Annotated in this window: 14 protein-coding genes; 11 read left to right on the forward strand and 3 right to left on the reverse strand. The window is 62.2% G+C overall.

What is annotated here, in order from left to right:
- Positions 1-8: 8 nt before the first annotated feature.
- The 9 genes from R3355_RS00735 to R3355_RS00775 all read left to right on the forward strand — a co-directional run bounded on the left by R3355_RS00735 (position 9) and on the right by R3355_RS00775 (position 9915).
- A complete protein-coding gene (locus tag R3355_RS00735; RefSeq protein ID WP_318959640.1) occupies positions 9-2264 on the forward strand; it encodes a di-heme-cytochrome C peroxidase in 2256 nt (751 codons plus the stop codon).
- 14 nt (positions 2265-2278) lie between these two features.
- Positions 2279-4270 (forward strand): patatin-like phospholipase family protein, encoded by a 1992-nt coding sequence (locus R3355_RS00740; protein ID WP_318959641.1) that lies wholly within the window; start codon positions 2279-2281, stop codon positions 4268-4270.
- Positions 4271-4758: 488 nt separating this feature from the next.
- The gene (locus tag R3355_RS00745; RefSeq protein ID WP_318959642.1) at positions 4759-6039 is read left to right on the forward strand and encodes a GGDEF domain-containing protein; all 1281 of its coding nucleotides are present in this window, start codon (positions 4759-4761) and stop codon (positions 6037-6039) included.
- Positions 6040-6088: 49 nt separating this feature from the next.
- Positions 6089-6841, forward strand: coding sequence for a substrate-binding periplasmic protein (locus tag R3355_RS00750; RefSeq protein ID WP_318959643.1), 753 nt, complete (start codon positions 6089-6091; stop codon positions 6839-6841).
- A 213-nt stretch (positions 6842-7054) separates the two neighbouring features.
- Positions 7055-7267, forward strand: coding sequence for a DUF6434 domain-containing protein (locus R3355_RS00755; protein ID WP_318959644.1), 213 nt, complete (start codon positions 7055-7057; stop codon positions 7265-7267).
- 383 nt (positions 7268-7650) lie between these two features.
- Positions 7651-8409 (forward strand): ABC transporter substrate-binding protein, encoded by a 759-nt coding sequence (locus tag R3355_RS00760; RefSeq protein WP_318959645.1) that lies wholly within the window; start codon positions 7651-7653, stop codon positions 8407-8409.
- Positions 8410-8499: 90 nt separating this feature from the next.
- Entirely contained in the window at positions 8500-8988 is a 489-nt protein-coding gene (locus R3355_RS00765; protein ID WP_318959646.1) for a GNAT family N-acetyltransferase, read from the forward strand.
- Between the two features lie 70 nt (positions 8989-9058).
- Entirely contained in the window at positions 9059-9460 is a 402-nt protein-coding gene (locus R3355_RS00770) for a methyltransferase domain-containing protein (RefSeq protein ID WP_318959647.1), read from the forward strand.
- Between the two features lie 71 nt (positions 9461-9531).
- The gene (locus tag R3355_RS00775) at positions 9532-9915 is read left to right on the forward strand and encodes a VOC family protein (RefSeq protein WP_318959648.1); all 384 of its coding nucleotides are present in this window, start codon (positions 9532-9534) and stop codon (positions 9913-9915) included.
- Between the two features lie 50 nt (positions 9916-9965).
- Here R3355_RS00775 and R3355_RS00780 read toward each other — a convergent pair whose 3' ends face one another.
- Positions 9966-10937, reverse strand: coding sequence for a YeeE/YedE thiosulfate transporter family protein (locus R3355_RS00780; RefSeq protein WP_318959649.1), 972 nt, complete (start codon positions 10935-10937; stop codon positions 9966-9968).
- A gap of 322 nt (positions 10938-11259) precedes the next feature.
- Here R3355_RS00780 and R3355_RS00785 point away from each other — a divergent pair, with 322 nt between their 5' ends.
- Positions 11260-12102: an enoyl-CoA hydratase/isomerase family protein gene (locus R3355_RS00785; protein ID WP_318959650.1), complete on the forward strand. Its 843-nt coding sequence runs from the start codon at positions 11260-11262 to the stop codon at positions 12100-12102.
- Between the two features lie 43 nt (positions 12103-12145).
- Here R3355_RS00785 and R3355_RS00790 read toward each other — a convergent pair whose 3' ends face one another.
- On the reverse strand, positions 12146-13099 hold the full coding sequence (locus tag R3355_RS00790; protein WP_318959651.1) for a DUF808 domain-containing protein: 954 nt from the start codon (positions 13097-13099) through the stop codon (positions 12146-12148).
- 189 nt (positions 13100-13288) lie between these two features.
- Positions 13289-13714 (reverse strand): 3-isopropylmalate dehydratase, encoded by a 426-nt coding sequence (locus tag R3355_RS00795; RefSeq protein WP_318959652.1) that lies wholly within the window; start codon positions 13712-13714, stop codon positions 13289-13291.
- Positions 13715-13968: 254 nt separating this feature from the next.
- Here R3355_RS00795 and R3355_RS00800 point away from each other — a divergent pair, with 254 nt between their 5' ends.
- On the forward strand, positions 13969-15630 hold the full coding sequence (locus tag R3355_RS00800; protein WP_318959653.1) for a VRR-NUC domain-containing protein: 1662 nt from the start codon (positions 13969-13971) through the stop codon (positions 15628-15630).
- The last annotated feature ends 7 nt before the right edge of the window (positions 15631-15637 follow it).

Here is a 15637-nt window from a genome sequence, read left to right on the forward strand (position 1 = left end):
GAACATCTATGAGCAAGGCAATCGCATCGCGCTGGCTAGGGCGCGTGCTGTTACTGATCGCGCTGCTGGTACTGGCCGTGGTGGGCGCTTTCGTCTACTACGTGCAGTCCTCCAAGGCGCGCATACCCCGCCTCGAGCCGGTCGACGAATACCGCTACCTGAACAACGGCTGGCAGCAGTCTTCGCGAGAGACCTACTACCACACCCCGCAGGGTGCCTCGATGCCGCAGGGCGCGGGCGACAGGTCGCTGCGCTACAACTGGTTCCTCAACCTGGAGCAACCGCTGTCGCAGGAGCGCTTCGCCGACCCCAGCTTCCTGCAGCGCTTCCATTTCCTCTTCGATCCCAGCCACCCGGACCAACTGCCGGTCGGCTTCGCCTCGCGCTACTCCGCCTCACTGGGTGAGGACCTGCTCGATATCAGCTGCGCTGCCTGCCATACCGGCCAGCTGCATTACCGCAAGGAGGGCAAGCAGTACGCCCTGCGCATCGACGGTGGCCAGGCGATGCACGCCTTCACCGACCTGCAGCGCGGCAGCTTCGGCCCCACCCTGATCAGCGCGCTGGCGGAAACCTGGGCCAACCCGCTCAAGTTCAACCGCTTCGCCGGCAAGGTCCTGGCCGACGGCGGCGACTCTGGCCAGTTGCACGAGCAGCTGGGCGAGACGCTCAAGACCTTCCTCGCCATCCAGCAGAACAACCCGCTGGCGCACCTCTATCCGACCCGCGAAGGCTTCGGCCGCACCGATGCACTCGGGCGCATCGCCAACACGGTGTTCGGCGAGCACCTGAGCGACGCCAACCTGCAGACCTCGTCGGCGCCGGTGAGCTACCCCTACCTGTGGAACATGTGGAAGTTCAACTGGGTGCAGTACAACGGCTCGGTGGCCCAGCCCCTGGCCCGCAACATCGGCGAGGCGCTGGGCGTCGGCGCCGAGATCCGCCTGGTGAACGCGGAAGGCACGCCACTGCCGGTGCAGGAGCGCTTCCGCTCCTCGGTCAATATCCCCGGGCTCGAGCAGATCGAACGGGCGCTGCAGCAGTTGCCGCCGCCACAGTGGCCCGAGGACATCTTCGGCGCCGTCGATCAGGCCAAGGCCGCCCGTGGCGAGCAGCTGTTCCAGAACCACTGTGTCGAATGCCACGGCCCGCACCCGTCCAGCCGTGCCCGCCAGCAGGCCGAAGCGCCGCTCAAGGCCGGCCCCGAGGATCACTGGCTGATCGAGGTGATCGGCATCGAGCATATAGGCACCGACCCGACCGAGGCGCAGAGCTTCCTGGACAGAACCTACGACCTCTCCGCCACCGGCATCACCCAGGCCGATGTGAAGGCGCTGATCAAGCCGCTGCTGCAGAAGCAGCTGGCCCGCGACATGCTGATGCGCCTGCGCGAACTGGCCATCGACGAAGCGCTGAGCGACGAGGCGCAGGCCGCATTCGCCGCACTGGCCGACGCCTTCCCGGCCCCGGACCGCCTCGCCGCCCAGGGCTTCGAGCCTTCGCCGGCACCGGCCATCAAGGCCGCGCTGGAGCAGTTCGAACTCAAGCCCAGCGTGCAGCTGTCGGCCAGCTACGCGGCCTATCCGCAGCTCGCCTGCGACAGCCAGTGCCAGGTCAACGCGCTCTGGTACGACCTGGATTACGCCCAGGCCGGGTTCGCCAGCCTGCTGGCGTCCATCGACCCGAGCAAGATCACCGAAGGGCTGGGGCTGAACCTGATCGACCTGCTGCTGAAACAGCGCTACTACCAGGACAACAACCTGAGCGAGGCGCAGCAGGCGTGCCTGGAGGGCTTCGGCGCGCTCGACCTGCCGCAGCAGATCGTCGGCTACAAGCCACGGCCGCTGGCCGGGGTCTGGGCGACGCCGCCGTTCCTGCACAACGGCTCGGTGCCCACCCTGTACCAGATGCTGGTGCCCGCCACCGAGCGCGACCAGCGCTTCTTCGTCGGCCCGCGCGACTACGACCCGGTCAACCTGGGTTACACCACCGCCCAGGCTCCCGGCGGCGAGTACGACGGTTTCTGGTTCGACACCAGCCTGACCGGCAACCACAACAGCGGCCACAGCTTCCAGGCGACGCCGGCGCAGTGGCAGGCGTATAGCGCCGACCCGAGCGCCAACCCGCTGCCGTCGGGGGTGATCGGACCGCTGCTCAGCGATGAGGATCGCTACGCCCTGCTGGAGTACCTGAAGATCCGCCGCGACAACCCGCCGGGCTATGCCTACCAGGGGGCACCGGCGTGCCTGAGCGGACAGGATTGAGGGGGCAGAAGGTCATGAGCGACAACAACCCGAACTACTGCCGGGACTTTACCCAGGTCCAGGCCGAGGAGCAGGCGTGGATCGCGACCCGGCGCCAGCACGCCGAGGTCGACCCGGACCAGCCGATCACCGGGCTGGCCTGCTCCGGCGGCGGCATCCGCTCCGCCTGCTTCCAACTCGGCATCCTCCAGGGGCTGGCGGAAAGCGGCTGGCTGAACCGGGTGGATTACCTGTCGTCGGTATCCGGCGGTGGCTACATGGCCGGCTGCTACCAGTGGTTTAAGCACCGCGGACAGGGCGCACGGGAACTGTTCAGCGCCCCCGTGCTCAATTGGCTGCGCTCCCATGCTGCCTATCTGGTCGCCGGCCGCGGCATCAACAGCGCCACCCTGGCGGCCGGCATCTTGTCGTCGTCACTGTTCAGCCTGCTGGTGATGCTGCCGATCCTGCTGGCCGGATTCTGGCTGGCCGGGTTGCCCCATAGCCGCTTCCTCTGGCCGCAACACTGGCACCTGCCCGGCGGCGAAGTGATCCAGGGCCACAGCGGCTACCTGCTGATGCTGCTCGCCTCCGCCGGCTGTTTCGCCCTCTACCTGTTGAGCATCCCGAGCATGGCGCTGTGGCGCGCGGGACGGCGCGGCGACCTGACCCACTGCTTCGCCCCGCGCCGGTTCATGGGCCGCCTGCTGGGCACGGCCATCGCCCTGGCGCTGGTGGGTAGCCTGCCGCTGGTCGCGCAGCTCGATGACGCCCTGCTGACGCTGGTCGACTCGGAGAAGCTGGCGGGGCTGGGCAAGCACCTGGACTACGCGCTGCCGTTCATCACCGGGGCCTGGGCGATGGCCAAGGGGCGCCTAAACCCGAAGGTGGCCGCGCTCGGCCTGACCCTGCTGCTCTACGGCCTGGCCGCCTTCGCCTACCGCCTGGTGTTCGACCTGGAGATAGTCGAAACACCGCTGTTCTTGGGCTTCTTCGTCTTCGCCCTGGTGCTGGCGAGCCTCGCCAGCGTCAACCGCACCTCGATGCACAGCTACTACCTGGCGCAACTGGCGCAGGCGTTCTTCTACACCGGCAAACCGCTGATCGAAGACGTCCCGCTGGCCGAAATCGCACCGGACAGCGGCGCACCGCTGCCGCTGCTCAACACCACCCTGTCGACGGTCAACTCCACGCGCCCGCTGGCCCGCTTCCGGCTGGGCGACAGCTTCACCCTGAGCCCGCTGTTCAGCGGCTGCCCGGCCACCGGCTTCGCCCGCACCGCGCACTTCCAGGCCGGTCGCCTGACCCTGGGCGAGGCGGTCACCACCAGTGGTGCGGCGGTCGACCCGGACACGGCGCAGACCGCCAACCGGGCCCTGAGCATCCTGCTGACCCTGCTCAACTTCCGCCTGGGCTTCTGGGTGCAGCATCCGCGCCGCGCCGGCGAGCATTTCGGCCGCATGCCGTTCTGGCTGATCTTCCGCGAGCTGTTCGCCAAGGGGCTCGAGGAAAACGCCTCGAGCCTGCACCTGACCGATGGCGGCCACTTCGAGAACCTCGGCGTTTACGAGTTGCTGCGGCGCGAGTGCCCGCTGATCATCGCCAGCGATGCCGGCGGCGATCCGCTGACCCAGCTGGGCGACCTGGGCCTGCTGCTGCAACGCGCCCAGGCCGACTTCGGCTGCGAGATCAGGCTCGATACCCGCGAACTGCTGGAGCAGGACAACGGCCTGCACACCAGTTGCTGCGCGCTGGGCAGCATCGACTACGCCTCGGGGCGCAGCGGCCGCATCCTCTACGTGAAATCGGTGCTAACCCGCCAATCCTCGGCCCAGGTGATCAGCTTCTCCCACCAGGACTCCAGCTTCCCCAACGACGGCCTGGCCAACCAGTTCTTCGACGAACGCCACCTCGACGCCTACCGCGAGCTGGGCCGGGAGAACATCCGCATGGCGCTCAAGGCACTGGAGGGGGAAACCTTTTCCCTGCACAGTAGAACTCAGCGTACTGAGCAGGTGACCGTTTAGCCGGCCAGCTGCTCACGGGTGACGATAAAGGGGACAGATTTGAATGGCACTTACTTAGCGCTAAGTAAGTGCCATTCAAATCTGTCCCCTTTTGTTTTTCTTTTGTTCTTTTGTTGTCCCCTTTTGTTCGGGCATTGTGCAAAAGTGTATTTTCTGAACATTCGCGTGGGTTTGTTGGTTTGCGGCGCTTCGGCTCAAGTCCGTGTCCAAACGCGTTCTGCCGGGCCAAGCCATAAGCGTTGTAGTCACTTTCAGCGTCAGCTTTAATCCCAGCCTAACCAAGGGTTCAAGCCGTTCGCTGGGCTCACTGGGACTAGCTAAATAACCTAAGGATCCGTCGGAAGGGCGAGTCCTGTGCGATTGACGATGGCCGTATTATCGCTCATTTGAGAGAATTATTCAGGGTGCCCCCTCAGTCTATTCCATTAAGCGCAGGAGTGTTCTAAGATCACCTCAAGTTTAAAGTATATCGGGAAGGGGCACATTTGATGTTTTCAAGTTTTCTTCGTCCAAATAATCTATCCCAAAAAATGATGCGCGTTATTTTTTCCATCTATTTGGGTGTGACCTGCCTCATTACAAGCATGCAGTTCTTGACCGAATATTTGAAAACGCAGGATTCAATCTTAAATGAGTTGAAACAGTTAGAAGAAACAGTCCGAGGCCCTATTGCTACTAGCCTGTGGCAGTACAATAAAAACCAGCTGAACTCACTTGTTTCCGGACTCATCAAGATGCCAATTATAGAGGGCGTCGATATTTTAGATAAGCATGCTGGAAATATGATTTCTAAAAGGTCCTACACTCTGGCTTCAGCCCCCTTGTCTGTTTTCGATACAAAATCAGACTTATACTGGATGCTTAATGAGAAAAAAATATTACTTGGGTCGCTTACACTTTACTCATCGTCAGAAGTTATTTTAGATCGAGTTTTGTTCGGTTTTTCTTTGATTGCAATTACGGCAATTATAAAATTATCTGTTTTGTTTTGGCTTTTTATCTGGGCCTTTGATCGTTATTTAGCAAACCCCTTGAAAGAACTAATGTCTCAAGTTAACGAGGTTCAGTTAAGCCAAAATATAAGTAAACGGATTAACCTTTCGAATATTGAGAATAACGAACTCAGCCAGCTTCAAGAAAACATGAATAAGATGCTGTCTGCGATAGAGAGAGATCGGGAACGATTGCTGGAAGACGAACAAGCCAAGCGAAACTGGTTGGAGGATGCCGTCAAAAAGCGTACAGAAGCGTTACAAATCTCGAATGAAAAACTCAAAAAACTAGCGACACGGGATTCTTTGACAGGTGCATTAAATCGAGGATATTTCTTTGAAACTGCGCAACGTCTTCTCGTTCTTTCCCAACGCCAAAATTCCCCAGCGTCCTTTGTTTTGATGGATTTAGATCATTTTAAAATTATCAACGATACGCATGGCCATTTCATTGGTGACCAAGTACTCATTCATTTCATTCATACAACTCAAAATCTATTAAGAAAGTCTGATCTTATTGGGAGAGTTGGCGGTGAAGAATTTGCAATATTTTTCCCTGATACGGGAATTGATGAAGCCTTCCGTCTTGCCGATAAAATAAGAAAGGCCATTGGCAATTCAATTTTTGAGATTGAAGGTAAAACGATCACTTACACTGTGAGCCTTGGCGTTGAGTCGTCCGAGACACAAGGCCATTCAATTGACGAGCTATTTAAACGCGCCGACTTGAAACTTTATGGGGCGAAAGATAAGGGCCGCGACCGTGTCGAAAAGTAAAAAACTGTATAGCCAATTCTTCCTTATGTTCTTTTTGGTCGGAACCAGCATGGCCAATATGAGTCATGCTACGACATTAACAGTTTGCTACGACCAATGGGCCCCGATGACAATATTTCCGTCAGCGGAGTCCTCTGCGCGTGGTGTTGTCATCGATATGCTGGACCAAATATACACAGCAGAAGGCTACAAACTGAAATACTATGAAGTCCCCCTAGCAAGAGGACTGGACATGGTAGCAGAGGGTCTTTGCGACATGTTGCCGGAATACCTATTTTCAAAGAATTCAGAAAAGGACTTCGTGTATGCCACCGAAGCAACATTTGCATACGCATCAGCCTTTGTCGTCAGGCGAGATGATCCGTGGCGCTATAATGGTATTCAATCTATAAAAGGTAAACGCATCGCAACTGGGCCAGGCTGGGATTACAGCTCAATGAGTATCGACTACCAGAATTATATCGATGACCCAAAAAACTCGAGCTTTGTTGAAGTAATCGCTGGTTACGATGATGTGGTAGACCGGGTCTTCCACATGATTAGAGAGAATAGAGTCGACTTATATGTGGATAACGAACTCGTCCTGCAGCATGTATTAAATCAGCTGAATTTAAATGATGACCTTAAGATCGTGCGCCCCGGTCTAGAACATAAATTGGTTGAATTTCCGATCTTTTCAAAAAAAATGCCTACTGCAAAAAGACAGGAACTTATAAGAATCTGGAATGAGGGGCGTTTGTCACTGAAGGGCAATAAAGAAAAAATGATTCTCAATAAGTATAACGTAACACTTGAAGAGTAGTGCCAATACGGATTCACGCAGAGGAAGGTTGAGAGTCTATCGCCAGTAGGAACTGCCTAACCTGAATTCATAGGATCAGGGCAATTCTCATACCTGCATACACTTCGAGCAGTGTCTTCCCTCCCATGCCAACAAGTCGCTCACTTCGCTCGCTGAGACCGGCTAAAGCCAGCCGAACCAAACGTAATGCAACATTGCAAGTAAGGAGCACGGATGACTGATTTTGACTGGCATGGTGGTCGGATAACGAAGAAAACGTTGGTAACCGATACCTATCGGAATACTCAGAACGTACGCCGTTTTCTGATTGAAGCTTGCGGACCAGATTTCAAGTTTGACCGAGAATTCATGACCTGGATAAAAGACGGAAAATCCAAAACAATGGGCGAGGTTGCGTTTGAGTGGCTGCGGCGACATAAAAAGTAATTGGCCAATTTCCGCTAGCCCCCGCAGGGTCGGACCCACGTAACCGCTTGAATCAGAAAATAAACATCGAAAAATAGTAGCCAAATCATCGCTTGAACAGCCCTTTTTGGCATCAGCACTCGTGCTTTAAGGCAAGGAATACCGCCTGCTGATCGTTGCTTGCTGCCGGTCCATCTTGCGAGAGGTATCGGCGGTCGGAGCCAGGTCTCACATTTGACATTTGTAGCTGGGCGCCCTGCTTTGTCCGCATGCAAAATGCAGGGCGTGCCCCCTTGCTCTGCGTGCTCTGTTCCTGCCCCTCAGCTGCGAAAGGGCCTTACGGGGAGGTCGACTACACTCAGGGCCAATCTCTAGATCAATCGGAAACGGACAGGGTTGTGATCATGGCGGTCTGGTTATTGCGGCTGTTGAGTGCATGGCTGTTCTGCTCGTTGGCGGCAGCGACCGAACTGCAGCTGTATACCGAGGAAAATCCCCCGCTCAACTTCAGCCGCGACGGCCAGCCTGATGGCCTGTCGGTCGCGGCGGTGCGCGAGTTGCTGCGGCGTACCGGAGACAGCGGCACCATCCGGATGGTGCCCTGGGCACGCGGTTATGCACGCGCGCAAAGCCGCGCCAATGTCGGCTTGTTCATCACAGTGCGCACGCCCGAGCGTGAGGCGCTGTTCCAATGGGTCGGCCCGCTGTTGTCGACCACCACCAGCTTCTACGCCCGAAGCGGCAGCGGCCTGCATATCGACAGCCTGGACGATGCACGGCAAGTGGCGGCGATCGGCGTACCGCGCGACTGGTATTCGCAGCACTTCCTTGAGGCCGAGGGGTTCAGCAATCTGTACCGGACATCCAAGCCGCACGGCATGCTCAAGATGGTCCTGCATGGCCGTATTCCCTTGATGGTCTATGAAGACCAACTGCTGCCCAGCCTGATGGCCGAACTGGGCCGCTCGATGGCGGAGCTCGAACGCCACTACAGCTTTATGCAGAGCAGCAGCTATATCGTCTTTTCTCCGCAGACCGACGCGCGCCTGGTCCAGCGCTGGCAGGCCGCGCTGGATGATATGTGGAACGACGGCAGCCTGGCCCGCCTGCATGAGCAATGGTTGCCGAACATCGCTCTGCCGGCGCGGCCGGCCCATAATTAGCCAGTCTTCCGGCCGCGGTCTGGCCGATATCGACTCGAGTTCTTCCCGCCCCTACCCCGCGTTGTCCCACTCTCTTGCCATGTGCCCCCTATGCCAATCAGACCTGCCGAAATAGCCGATACAGACACGCTCGCCATGCTTATCCGCGAATCCAACCAGGACGTGGCGATCATGTTCGGCTTGAACGCGGAGAACTGTGCAAAGCATCCGTCGTTCTGCACGGGCGCGTGGATCGATGCGGACTTCCAGCGCGGGGAACGCTACTTCATCTTCCACGCAGGCCCCGCACCCGTGGCCTGCGTTGCCTATGAAACGCCACGCCCGGGCCTGGCCTACCTCAATCGTCTCTCCGTACTGCCGGCGCATCGACGCCAAGGGATCGGCGAGCACCTGGTGCGCTTCATTATCGATAAGGCGCGCAGCGAGGCGGTCAGCACGCTGAGCATCGGCGTCATCGGCGAACACCTGGCGCTGCAGGAGTGGTATGCAAAACTCGGGTTCGCCCATGGCGAAACCAAGCGGTTTGCTCACCTGCCCTTTTCGGTCAAGTACATGGCCTATGGGGTAGCGCGCGGCTAGCAGGCCCCAGTGTATTTTCCATTCATCCGGACGCCTGAACCATCCAGTCGTGGAGCACGCCAGCAGGAGTATGGACGCCAGCCTTGCCAGGTCCCGGCGGTACCCGGCAAGGCTGGCCGGCTTGGTGCGGGCCGGCCGCAAGGCCAGGCAGGCTGCCGTTTCGGTGCAGTTCGACGCGGCGATGGCCTATGCGCGTCCCTATCCGTTGGCATGCTTCGACCGGGTTCTATCTAGCCTGTTCTTCCACCACCTGTCCTGGGCAGACAAACAGCGCACGGCGCAAGAAGCTTTCCGAGTGCTCCGGCCTGGTGGGCAGCTGCACGTCGCCGACTGGGGCAAGGCCGGTGATCCGTACCAGAATAGCTATTGTTGGATCTTCCGCCTGGTCGACGGCCAGGTGGTCGAGCTGACCGAATACGCCGACACCGCGCTGATCGACGCGGTGTTGCAAGCGCCGCCTCGAGGCGCCTAGCAGGCTGGGCAAGGGGCAGCCTGCGGGGACGCCTCGGTGGGCCCGGCTCGATTGGCAAGGAGATTCCTGGCATGAGCGTGCAGCTTAATCACACCATCGTCTGGTGCCGCGACAAACAGAAGTCGGCGGCCTTCCTCACCGAGATCCTCGGCCTGCCCGATGCCGTCCCGTTCGGGGCGATGCTGGTGGTGCCGCTGAGCAACGGCGCTTCGCTCGATTTCTACCCGCAGCACGGCAAGATCGGCGCCCAGCACTATGCCTTCCTGACCAGCGAGGAGGAGTTCGAGCAGATCTTCGCCCGTATCCAGGCGCGCGGGCTCGACTTCTGGGCCGACCCCGGCAAACAGGGCGCCGGCGAAATCAACCACCACTTCGGCGGCCGCGGGGTGTATTTCGAGGATCCCGACGGCCATCTGCTCGAGGTCATCACCCGGCCTTACCAGATCGACGGCTGACCGGTGCCGCCGCGCAGGGCGAAGCGCTTCAGCCAGCGGTGCCTCGCGCCCTACCTGCCCGCAGGCAGCCGCGCATGGCTGCGGCCTCGCGCTCGCGGCCAAAGCTCGCGCAACCACAAGGCCAGCAGCACCACCGCGCACATGCTGGCGAAGGCCAGCCAGGCGTTGGGCCACAGCAACGGCATGCCGAACAGGATCAGGCTGTCGTTGCCGCCGGGCACCAGCACGGCGCCAGCGCCCATCAGCAGGCCGCCGCAGAAGCAGCGCGCCAGGGTGACCAGGCTGGGCCAGCGGTGCTGCCAGAGCCCGGCCGCCCAGCCACCGTACAGCGCACCGGCGAACATCGCCGGCAGCAGCCAGCCGCGCAGGCCCAACTGCATGAAGCGGCCGCCCGCCAGTTCCGCCAACACATCGGTGTAGGCCCAGGCGCCGACATTGACGAACAGCAAGAGGAACACCAGGCCGATGACCAGGGTGGCCTGGTGCGGCGACCAGCCCCGCTTACCCTGGCGCCAGTGCCCGGCAGCGCGCCACAGCAGCCAGGCCAGGCGCGCCAGCAGCGCCGCGACGACCAGCAGGCCCCAGCCCATGGGTATCGCCCGCAACCACCCCGGCAGCGCCTGCGGCATGATCGCCGCGACGCCGGCCCAGCGCTCCAGCAACCCGTAGCCCAGCAGGAAGCCCGGTGGCGTGGCCAGCCAGGCCCACTGCCCGGAACCGATCCGCGCCACCACACCGAAGACGCAGCCGCCATTGATCAAGGCGCCCAGCCCGAGCAAGGCCCCGCCGACTGCGGTGTACCAGTGCAACGGATAGCCCATCGGCAATTGCGGCAGACGACCCAGCGCACGCAGCAGGACCAGCCCGCCGAACACCCACAACGAGGCCTCCAGCAGCGCCCGCAGCCGCGTCCAGCGGCGCTGCTGCACTACCTCTTCCAGGGCCGCCACCGTGCAGGTGCCGCCGCGCTGGATGGCATACCCCATCAATACCGCCAATGCCACACAGGCCATGGCACTCATGCCTTGCGCTCCTTTACGGTCCGCTCGACCTTCGAGCAACCGGGTCTCGTCCGGGTCGCCGGCCTCTCGCTACGCGGCGGATCGGGTTCATCTCCAGCCACGCTTCAGCCTATTGGAGCGCCAGCCGCTCGCGGTGTTACAGCACCCGCTGCCAACCGGTACTTAAGGCGAGCGGATCCGTGGGTATTGGCAAGGCGCCTGCTCGTGCGCCGCCGCTGCGATCGATGCCACACCGACTGCCCGGCATCACCCAGGCTGATAGTGCTTGAGGCCCGCCCCTGCCCCGCCACAGGCTCTGGTTTATCGAACGAGGAGAAAAACCATGAGCACCTACCGCACCCTGACCCGGCATGACCACGACGGCGTGGCCAGCATCACCTTCGACCACCCGCCAATCAACCTGGTCGACCGCGAGGTGGTCATCGATCTGCTCAACCTGGCCAAGGCCCTGGAAGGCGATGTGCAGACCCGCGTGGTGATCTTCCGCAGCGCCAACCCGGAGTTCTTCCTGGCCCATTACGACCTCGGCAGCCAGCTCGGCCAGCCCGCGCCGGTGTTGCCGGAAGGCCAGGCCAGTTTGCTCAGCGCCCTGTTCGGCCGATACAGCCGCCTGCCCCAGGTGACCATCGGCGAGTTGCGCGGTCGCGCCCGCGGGGCCGGCAGCGAGTTTCTGCTGGCCCTGGATATGCGTTTCGCCTCCCGCGAACGCGGCGTGCTGGGCCAGCCGGAAGTCGCGGTCGGGCTGTTGCCGGGTGCCGGTGGCACGGTGCGCCTGGCGCAACTGCTCGGCCGCGGTCGCGCGCTGGAAGTCTGCCTGGGCGGCGCCGACTTCGATGCCGACACCGCCGAGCGCTACGGCTGGATCAACCGCGCCGTGGCGGATGCCGAGCTGGAGGGTTTTATCCAGGCGCAGGCGCGGCGCATCGCCGGTTTCCCGGCCGCCGGTATCGCCCACATCAAGGCAGTAGTGGACGGCGTCAGCGCCGCCGATGGCGCGGCGCTGGTGGAGGAATCGCAGCGTTTCGCCGCCGACATGGCAGCGCCCGACACCCTCGACCGCGTGCAATGGCTGATGGCCAATGGCGGCCAGACCGATGGCGCCATGGAGCGCGACCTCGGCACGCTGCTGGCGCGTTACCCGCAGGGGCTGGAGCGGGTCGATTAATCCCCGTCAGCCGGTCCTTGGGCGAGACCAGCCCCTTGGTCGCCTAGGCCGGCTTGAACACCCGGTACAGGCGCCCCAGCGCCGTGACGCCGACCAGCACCAAGGCGCCGGCCAGCACGCCCAGCAGCATGTCCAGCAGGGTCGGGGTAATCACCGCCAGCGCAGCGCCGAACGTGGGCACGGTTTGCAGGCCGTGGGCAAAGCCTTCGATCAGCGTGTGAGCGGCCGGGATACCGTGACTGAGGATGCCGCCGCCAACCATGAACATGGCCACAGTGCCTATCACCGACAGGCTCTTCATCAGATAGGGCGCGGCACTGAGGATGCCGGCACCGAGACCGCGCTGCAGACGCCCGCCCAGGCCGCTGCCAGTGCGCTGGGAAAGGTACAGGCCGCCGTCGTCGAGCTTGACGATGCCGGCCACCAGCCCATAGACGCCGATGGTCATCAGCAGGGCGATACCGGCGAGCACGGCGAGCTGGGTGCCCAGCGCCTGACCGGTCACGGTGCCGAGGCTGATGACGATGATTTCCGCCGAGAGAATGAAGTCGGTACGCACCGCGCCCTTGATCTTGTCGCGCTCGAAGGCGACCAGGTCGACCGCGGGGTTGACCAGCGCCGCCGTCAGCTCGACTTTATGTTGCTGCTCTTCCGCCTGGCTGTGCAGCAGCTTGTGCGCCAGTTTCTCGAAGCCTTCGTAACAGAGAAAAGCGCCGCCGAGCATCAGCAGCGGCGTGACCGCCCAGGGCGCCAGCAGGCTGACGACCAGCGCCGCCGGCACCAGAATCAGCTTGTTCAGCAACGACCCCTTGGCCACCGCCCAGACCACCGGCAGTTCACGCTCGGCCTTGACCCCCGAGACCTGCTGGGCATTCAGGGCCAGGTCATCGCCGAGCACGCCGGCGGTCTTCTTCGCCGCGACCTTGGTCATCAGCGCCACGTCGTCGAGCATGCTGGAGATATCGTCGAGCAGGGCTAACAAGCTGGTTCCGGCCACGGGTATTTTCCTCGACAAGCAGATTCTGAAGGGCGCACTCGCTAGCGGGCCTTTTTAACCCAGGATCGGCAACGCAGGTAGTTTTCAACAGCCTGCTAGCGGCGCCCAATTATGGGGAGGCATAGTAAATCAGCTCTGCAGGCTGGAAGGGAATGGCCGAGGCCAAACCCTACGCCCGCGGCGAGGCCCTCAGGGCGTGGCAAACCGGATATCGAAGCCGCTCTTGGCCTCGCTGACGATGCGCAGGTGCTGGCTTTCGCCTGCTACCACGGGCACCGCCAGCTCGCGGCGCAGACGGCCTTTGCCGCAGAGGGTATCGTCAGCCTTGTCAATGCCGATGCCGACCACCCGCTTACCTGGCGGCACATGCAAGCGCGCCTCTTCGCCCATGCCGATGCGCGCCGCCACCTTGCGGTCGACCAGCACGGCCACATAGCATCCGCCGCCGAGCATGCCCAGGTCGCGATTGACCACGATCAGTCCGCTGCCCGCCACCGGCTGCTGGTAGGCCAGCAGCCGCTCGGCGGGCACCGCGGTGACTTTTTCCGGGGCGGCCTGGAAGGACGAACAACCGGCCAACGCCAGCAGGGGCAGTACTGCACAAATCAATCGCATGGGAATCCTTCACGGGTGGATTATCGAAGTACTGACGCACGGGGCGCCGGCTCAGTATTGCCGGTGCGGCGGCCGCGCTCAAGTAATGCAGTCAATCCGGGCCGCGCCGATGGGTATCGCTACGCTCAAGCCTACGCGGCCTGCACCATCCTGCGGTACCGCCGGTGTTCTCCGGTTTGCCGGGTGAGCACTGGCCTGACTGAGCCTCCCATCCCCTGCTCGTTGCAAAGCACGCGCCGCGCTGATATCTGTATATGCAAACAGTATCCGGTTTCCCCATGCAGCCTCAGCTCGACCCCAGCCTGTATTACCTGTCCAATTTCCGTAAAGCCCTGGCCTGGCTCCGGGAGCGTCACCACGACCTGTTGCTCGCCGAGGAGCAGCAGTTTCTGCGCCTTTTCGGCGAACTGGCGCTGCCCAGCCAGGCGTTGCTGGTACGGATGATCATGCGCAAGGGCGTGCATTTTCGCGCCAGCAAGCTGACCTATGCGGAGATCGGCTGCCCGCGGCACGCCGCCCAGGCGCTGCTCGACGCCGGCTGGATCCGCAATGACGCCGAGCTGGCGCTGGCGGAGCTGTTCGACCTGCTGCGCAAGGAAGAACTGCTCGAGGCCTTCACCGCGCGCGCGCACAAAGCCTTGAAGAAACCCGAGTTGCTCGCTCAGTTGGCCGCCGAACACGGCCAGTCGCGCCCTTTCGCCGCCTGGTGCCCAGGGTTGGACGAGCAGGTGTACAGCCTGGCCATCGAACCGCTGTGCGAGCGCCTGCGCCTGATGTTTTTCGGCAACCTGCAGCAGGACTGGTCGGAGTTCGTCCTCGCCGAACTCGGCATCTTCCGCTACGAGCCGGTCGCCCTGAGCGCCGACTCCCGGGTATTTCGCCGGCGCGCAGAGGTGGACTGCTACCTGGCGCTGCAACGCTGCCGCGAACGTGGCGAGGCCGGCGAGCCGATTGCCGAAGTGCTGCAACAGATCGCCGCGCTGGACTGTGCCACGCCCTTTCTCGCCATGCGCAGGGCCAAGCTGCTGTTTCGCCTGGGCCAGCATCTGGAACGCGCCGGCGAGCTGGAAAGCGCCCTGGCCTGCTATGCCGATTGCCCGTTTGCCGGCGCCCGCCTGCGCCGCATCCGCGTGCTGGAACGCCTGGGCCGCGCTGCCGAAGCCCACGCCCTGGCCAGCCAGGCGGCCGCGGCGCCGGAAAACGAGGCCGAGATGCAAGGGCTGGAGCGCATGCTGCCGCGCCTCGGCCGCCAGCTCGGCCTGGCGCAACCGACCAAGCCGAAGGCGCCCGCGCCGGCCCGCCTCGACCTGTGTCTGCCGCGTCCCGCCGCGCACAGCGTCGAATACGGGGTCAAGCTGCATCTGAGCGAGCCGGACGCGCCGGTGCACTATGTCGAGAACGGCCTGATCTGCAGTCTGTTCGGCCTGCTCTGCTGGCCGGCGATCTTCGCCCCGCTGCCGGGCGCCTTCTTCCATCCGTTCCAGAGCGGCCCGCTGGATCTGCTCAGCCCCGATTTCCAGGCGCGCCGCGCCGAACTGTTCGCCGCCTGCCTGGCGCAGCTGGATTCAGATGCTTACAAAGACGTGATCCGCCAGACCTATGCCGACAAGTACGGCATCCAATCGCCCTTCGTGTTCTGGGCCGTGCTCGACCAGGAGCTGCTGGAACAGGCCCTCGACTGCCTGCCGGCGGCGCACCTGCGGGCCTGGTTCCAGCGCCTGCTGGGCGATATCCGCGCCAACCGCGCCGGCATGCCCGACCTGATCCAGTTCTGGCCGGCGCAGCAGCGCTACCGGATGATCGAGGTCAAGGGCCCCGGCGACCGCCTGCAGGACAACCAGCGCCGCTGGCTGGCGTTCTGCGCCGAGCACGGCATGCCAGTGGACGTCTGCTACGTGCAATGGGCCGACGCATGAAGCAACT

Source organism: Pseudomonas sp. (genome assembly GCF_033723075.1).
Lineage (GTDB): Bacteria > Pseudomonadota > Gammaproteobacteria > Pseudomonadales > Pseudomonadaceae > Aquipseudomonas.

Bases quoted from the DNA above. Each gene is read 5' to 3' on its own strand.
- R3355_RS00760 (WP_318959645.1), top strand. From the start codon at position 7,651: ATGGCGGTCTGGTTATTGCGGCTGTTGAGTGCATGGCTGTTCTGCTCG.
- R3355_RS00755 (WP_318959644.1), top strand. From the start codon at position 7,055: ATGACTGATTTTGACTGGCATGGTGGTCGGATAACGAAGAAAACGTTG.
- R3355_RS00780 (WP_318959649.1), bottom strand. From the start codon at position 10,937: ATGAGTGCCATGGCCTGTGTGGCATTGGCGGTATTGATGGGGTATGCC.
- R3355_RS00775 (WP_318959648.1), top strand. From the start codon at position 9,532: ATGAGCGTGCAGCTTAATCACACCATCGTCTGGTGCCGCGACAAACAG.
- R3355_RS00800 (WP_318959653.1), top strand. From the start codon at position 13,969: ATGCAAACAGTATCCGGTTTCCCCATGCAGCCTCAGCTCGACCCCAGC.
- R3355_RS00750 (WP_318959643.1), top strand. From the start codon at position 6,089: ATGGCCAATATGAGTCATGCTACGACATTAACAGTTTGCTACGACCAA.
- R3355_RS00735 (WP_318959640.1), top strand. From the start codon at position 9: ATGAGCAAGGCAATCGCATCGCGCTGGCTAGGGCGCGTGCTGTTACTG.
- R3355_RS00770 (WP_318959647.1), top strand. From the start codon at position 9,059: ATGGACGCCAGCCTTGCCAGGTCCCGGCGGTACCCGGCAAGGCTGGCC.
- R3355_RS00785 (WP_318959650.1), top strand. From the start codon at position 11,260: ATGAGCACCTACCGCACCCTGACCCGGCATGACCACGACGGCGTGGCC.
- R3355_RS00765 (WP_318959646.1), top strand. From the start codon at position 8,500: ATGCCAATCAGACCTGCCGAAATAGCCGATACAGACACGCTCGCCATG.
- R3355_RS00740 (WP_318959641.1), top strand. From the start codon at position 2,279: ATGAGCGACAACAACCCGAACTACTGCCGGGACTTTACCCAGGTCCAG.
- R3355_RS00745 (WP_318959642.1), top strand. From the start codon at position 4,759: ATGTTTTCAAGTTTTCTTCGTCCAAATAATCTATCCCAAAAAATGATG.
- R3355_RS00795 (WP_318959652.1), bottom strand. From the start codon at position 13,714: ATGCGATTGATTTGTGCAGTACTGCCCCTGCTGGCGTTGGCCGGTTGT.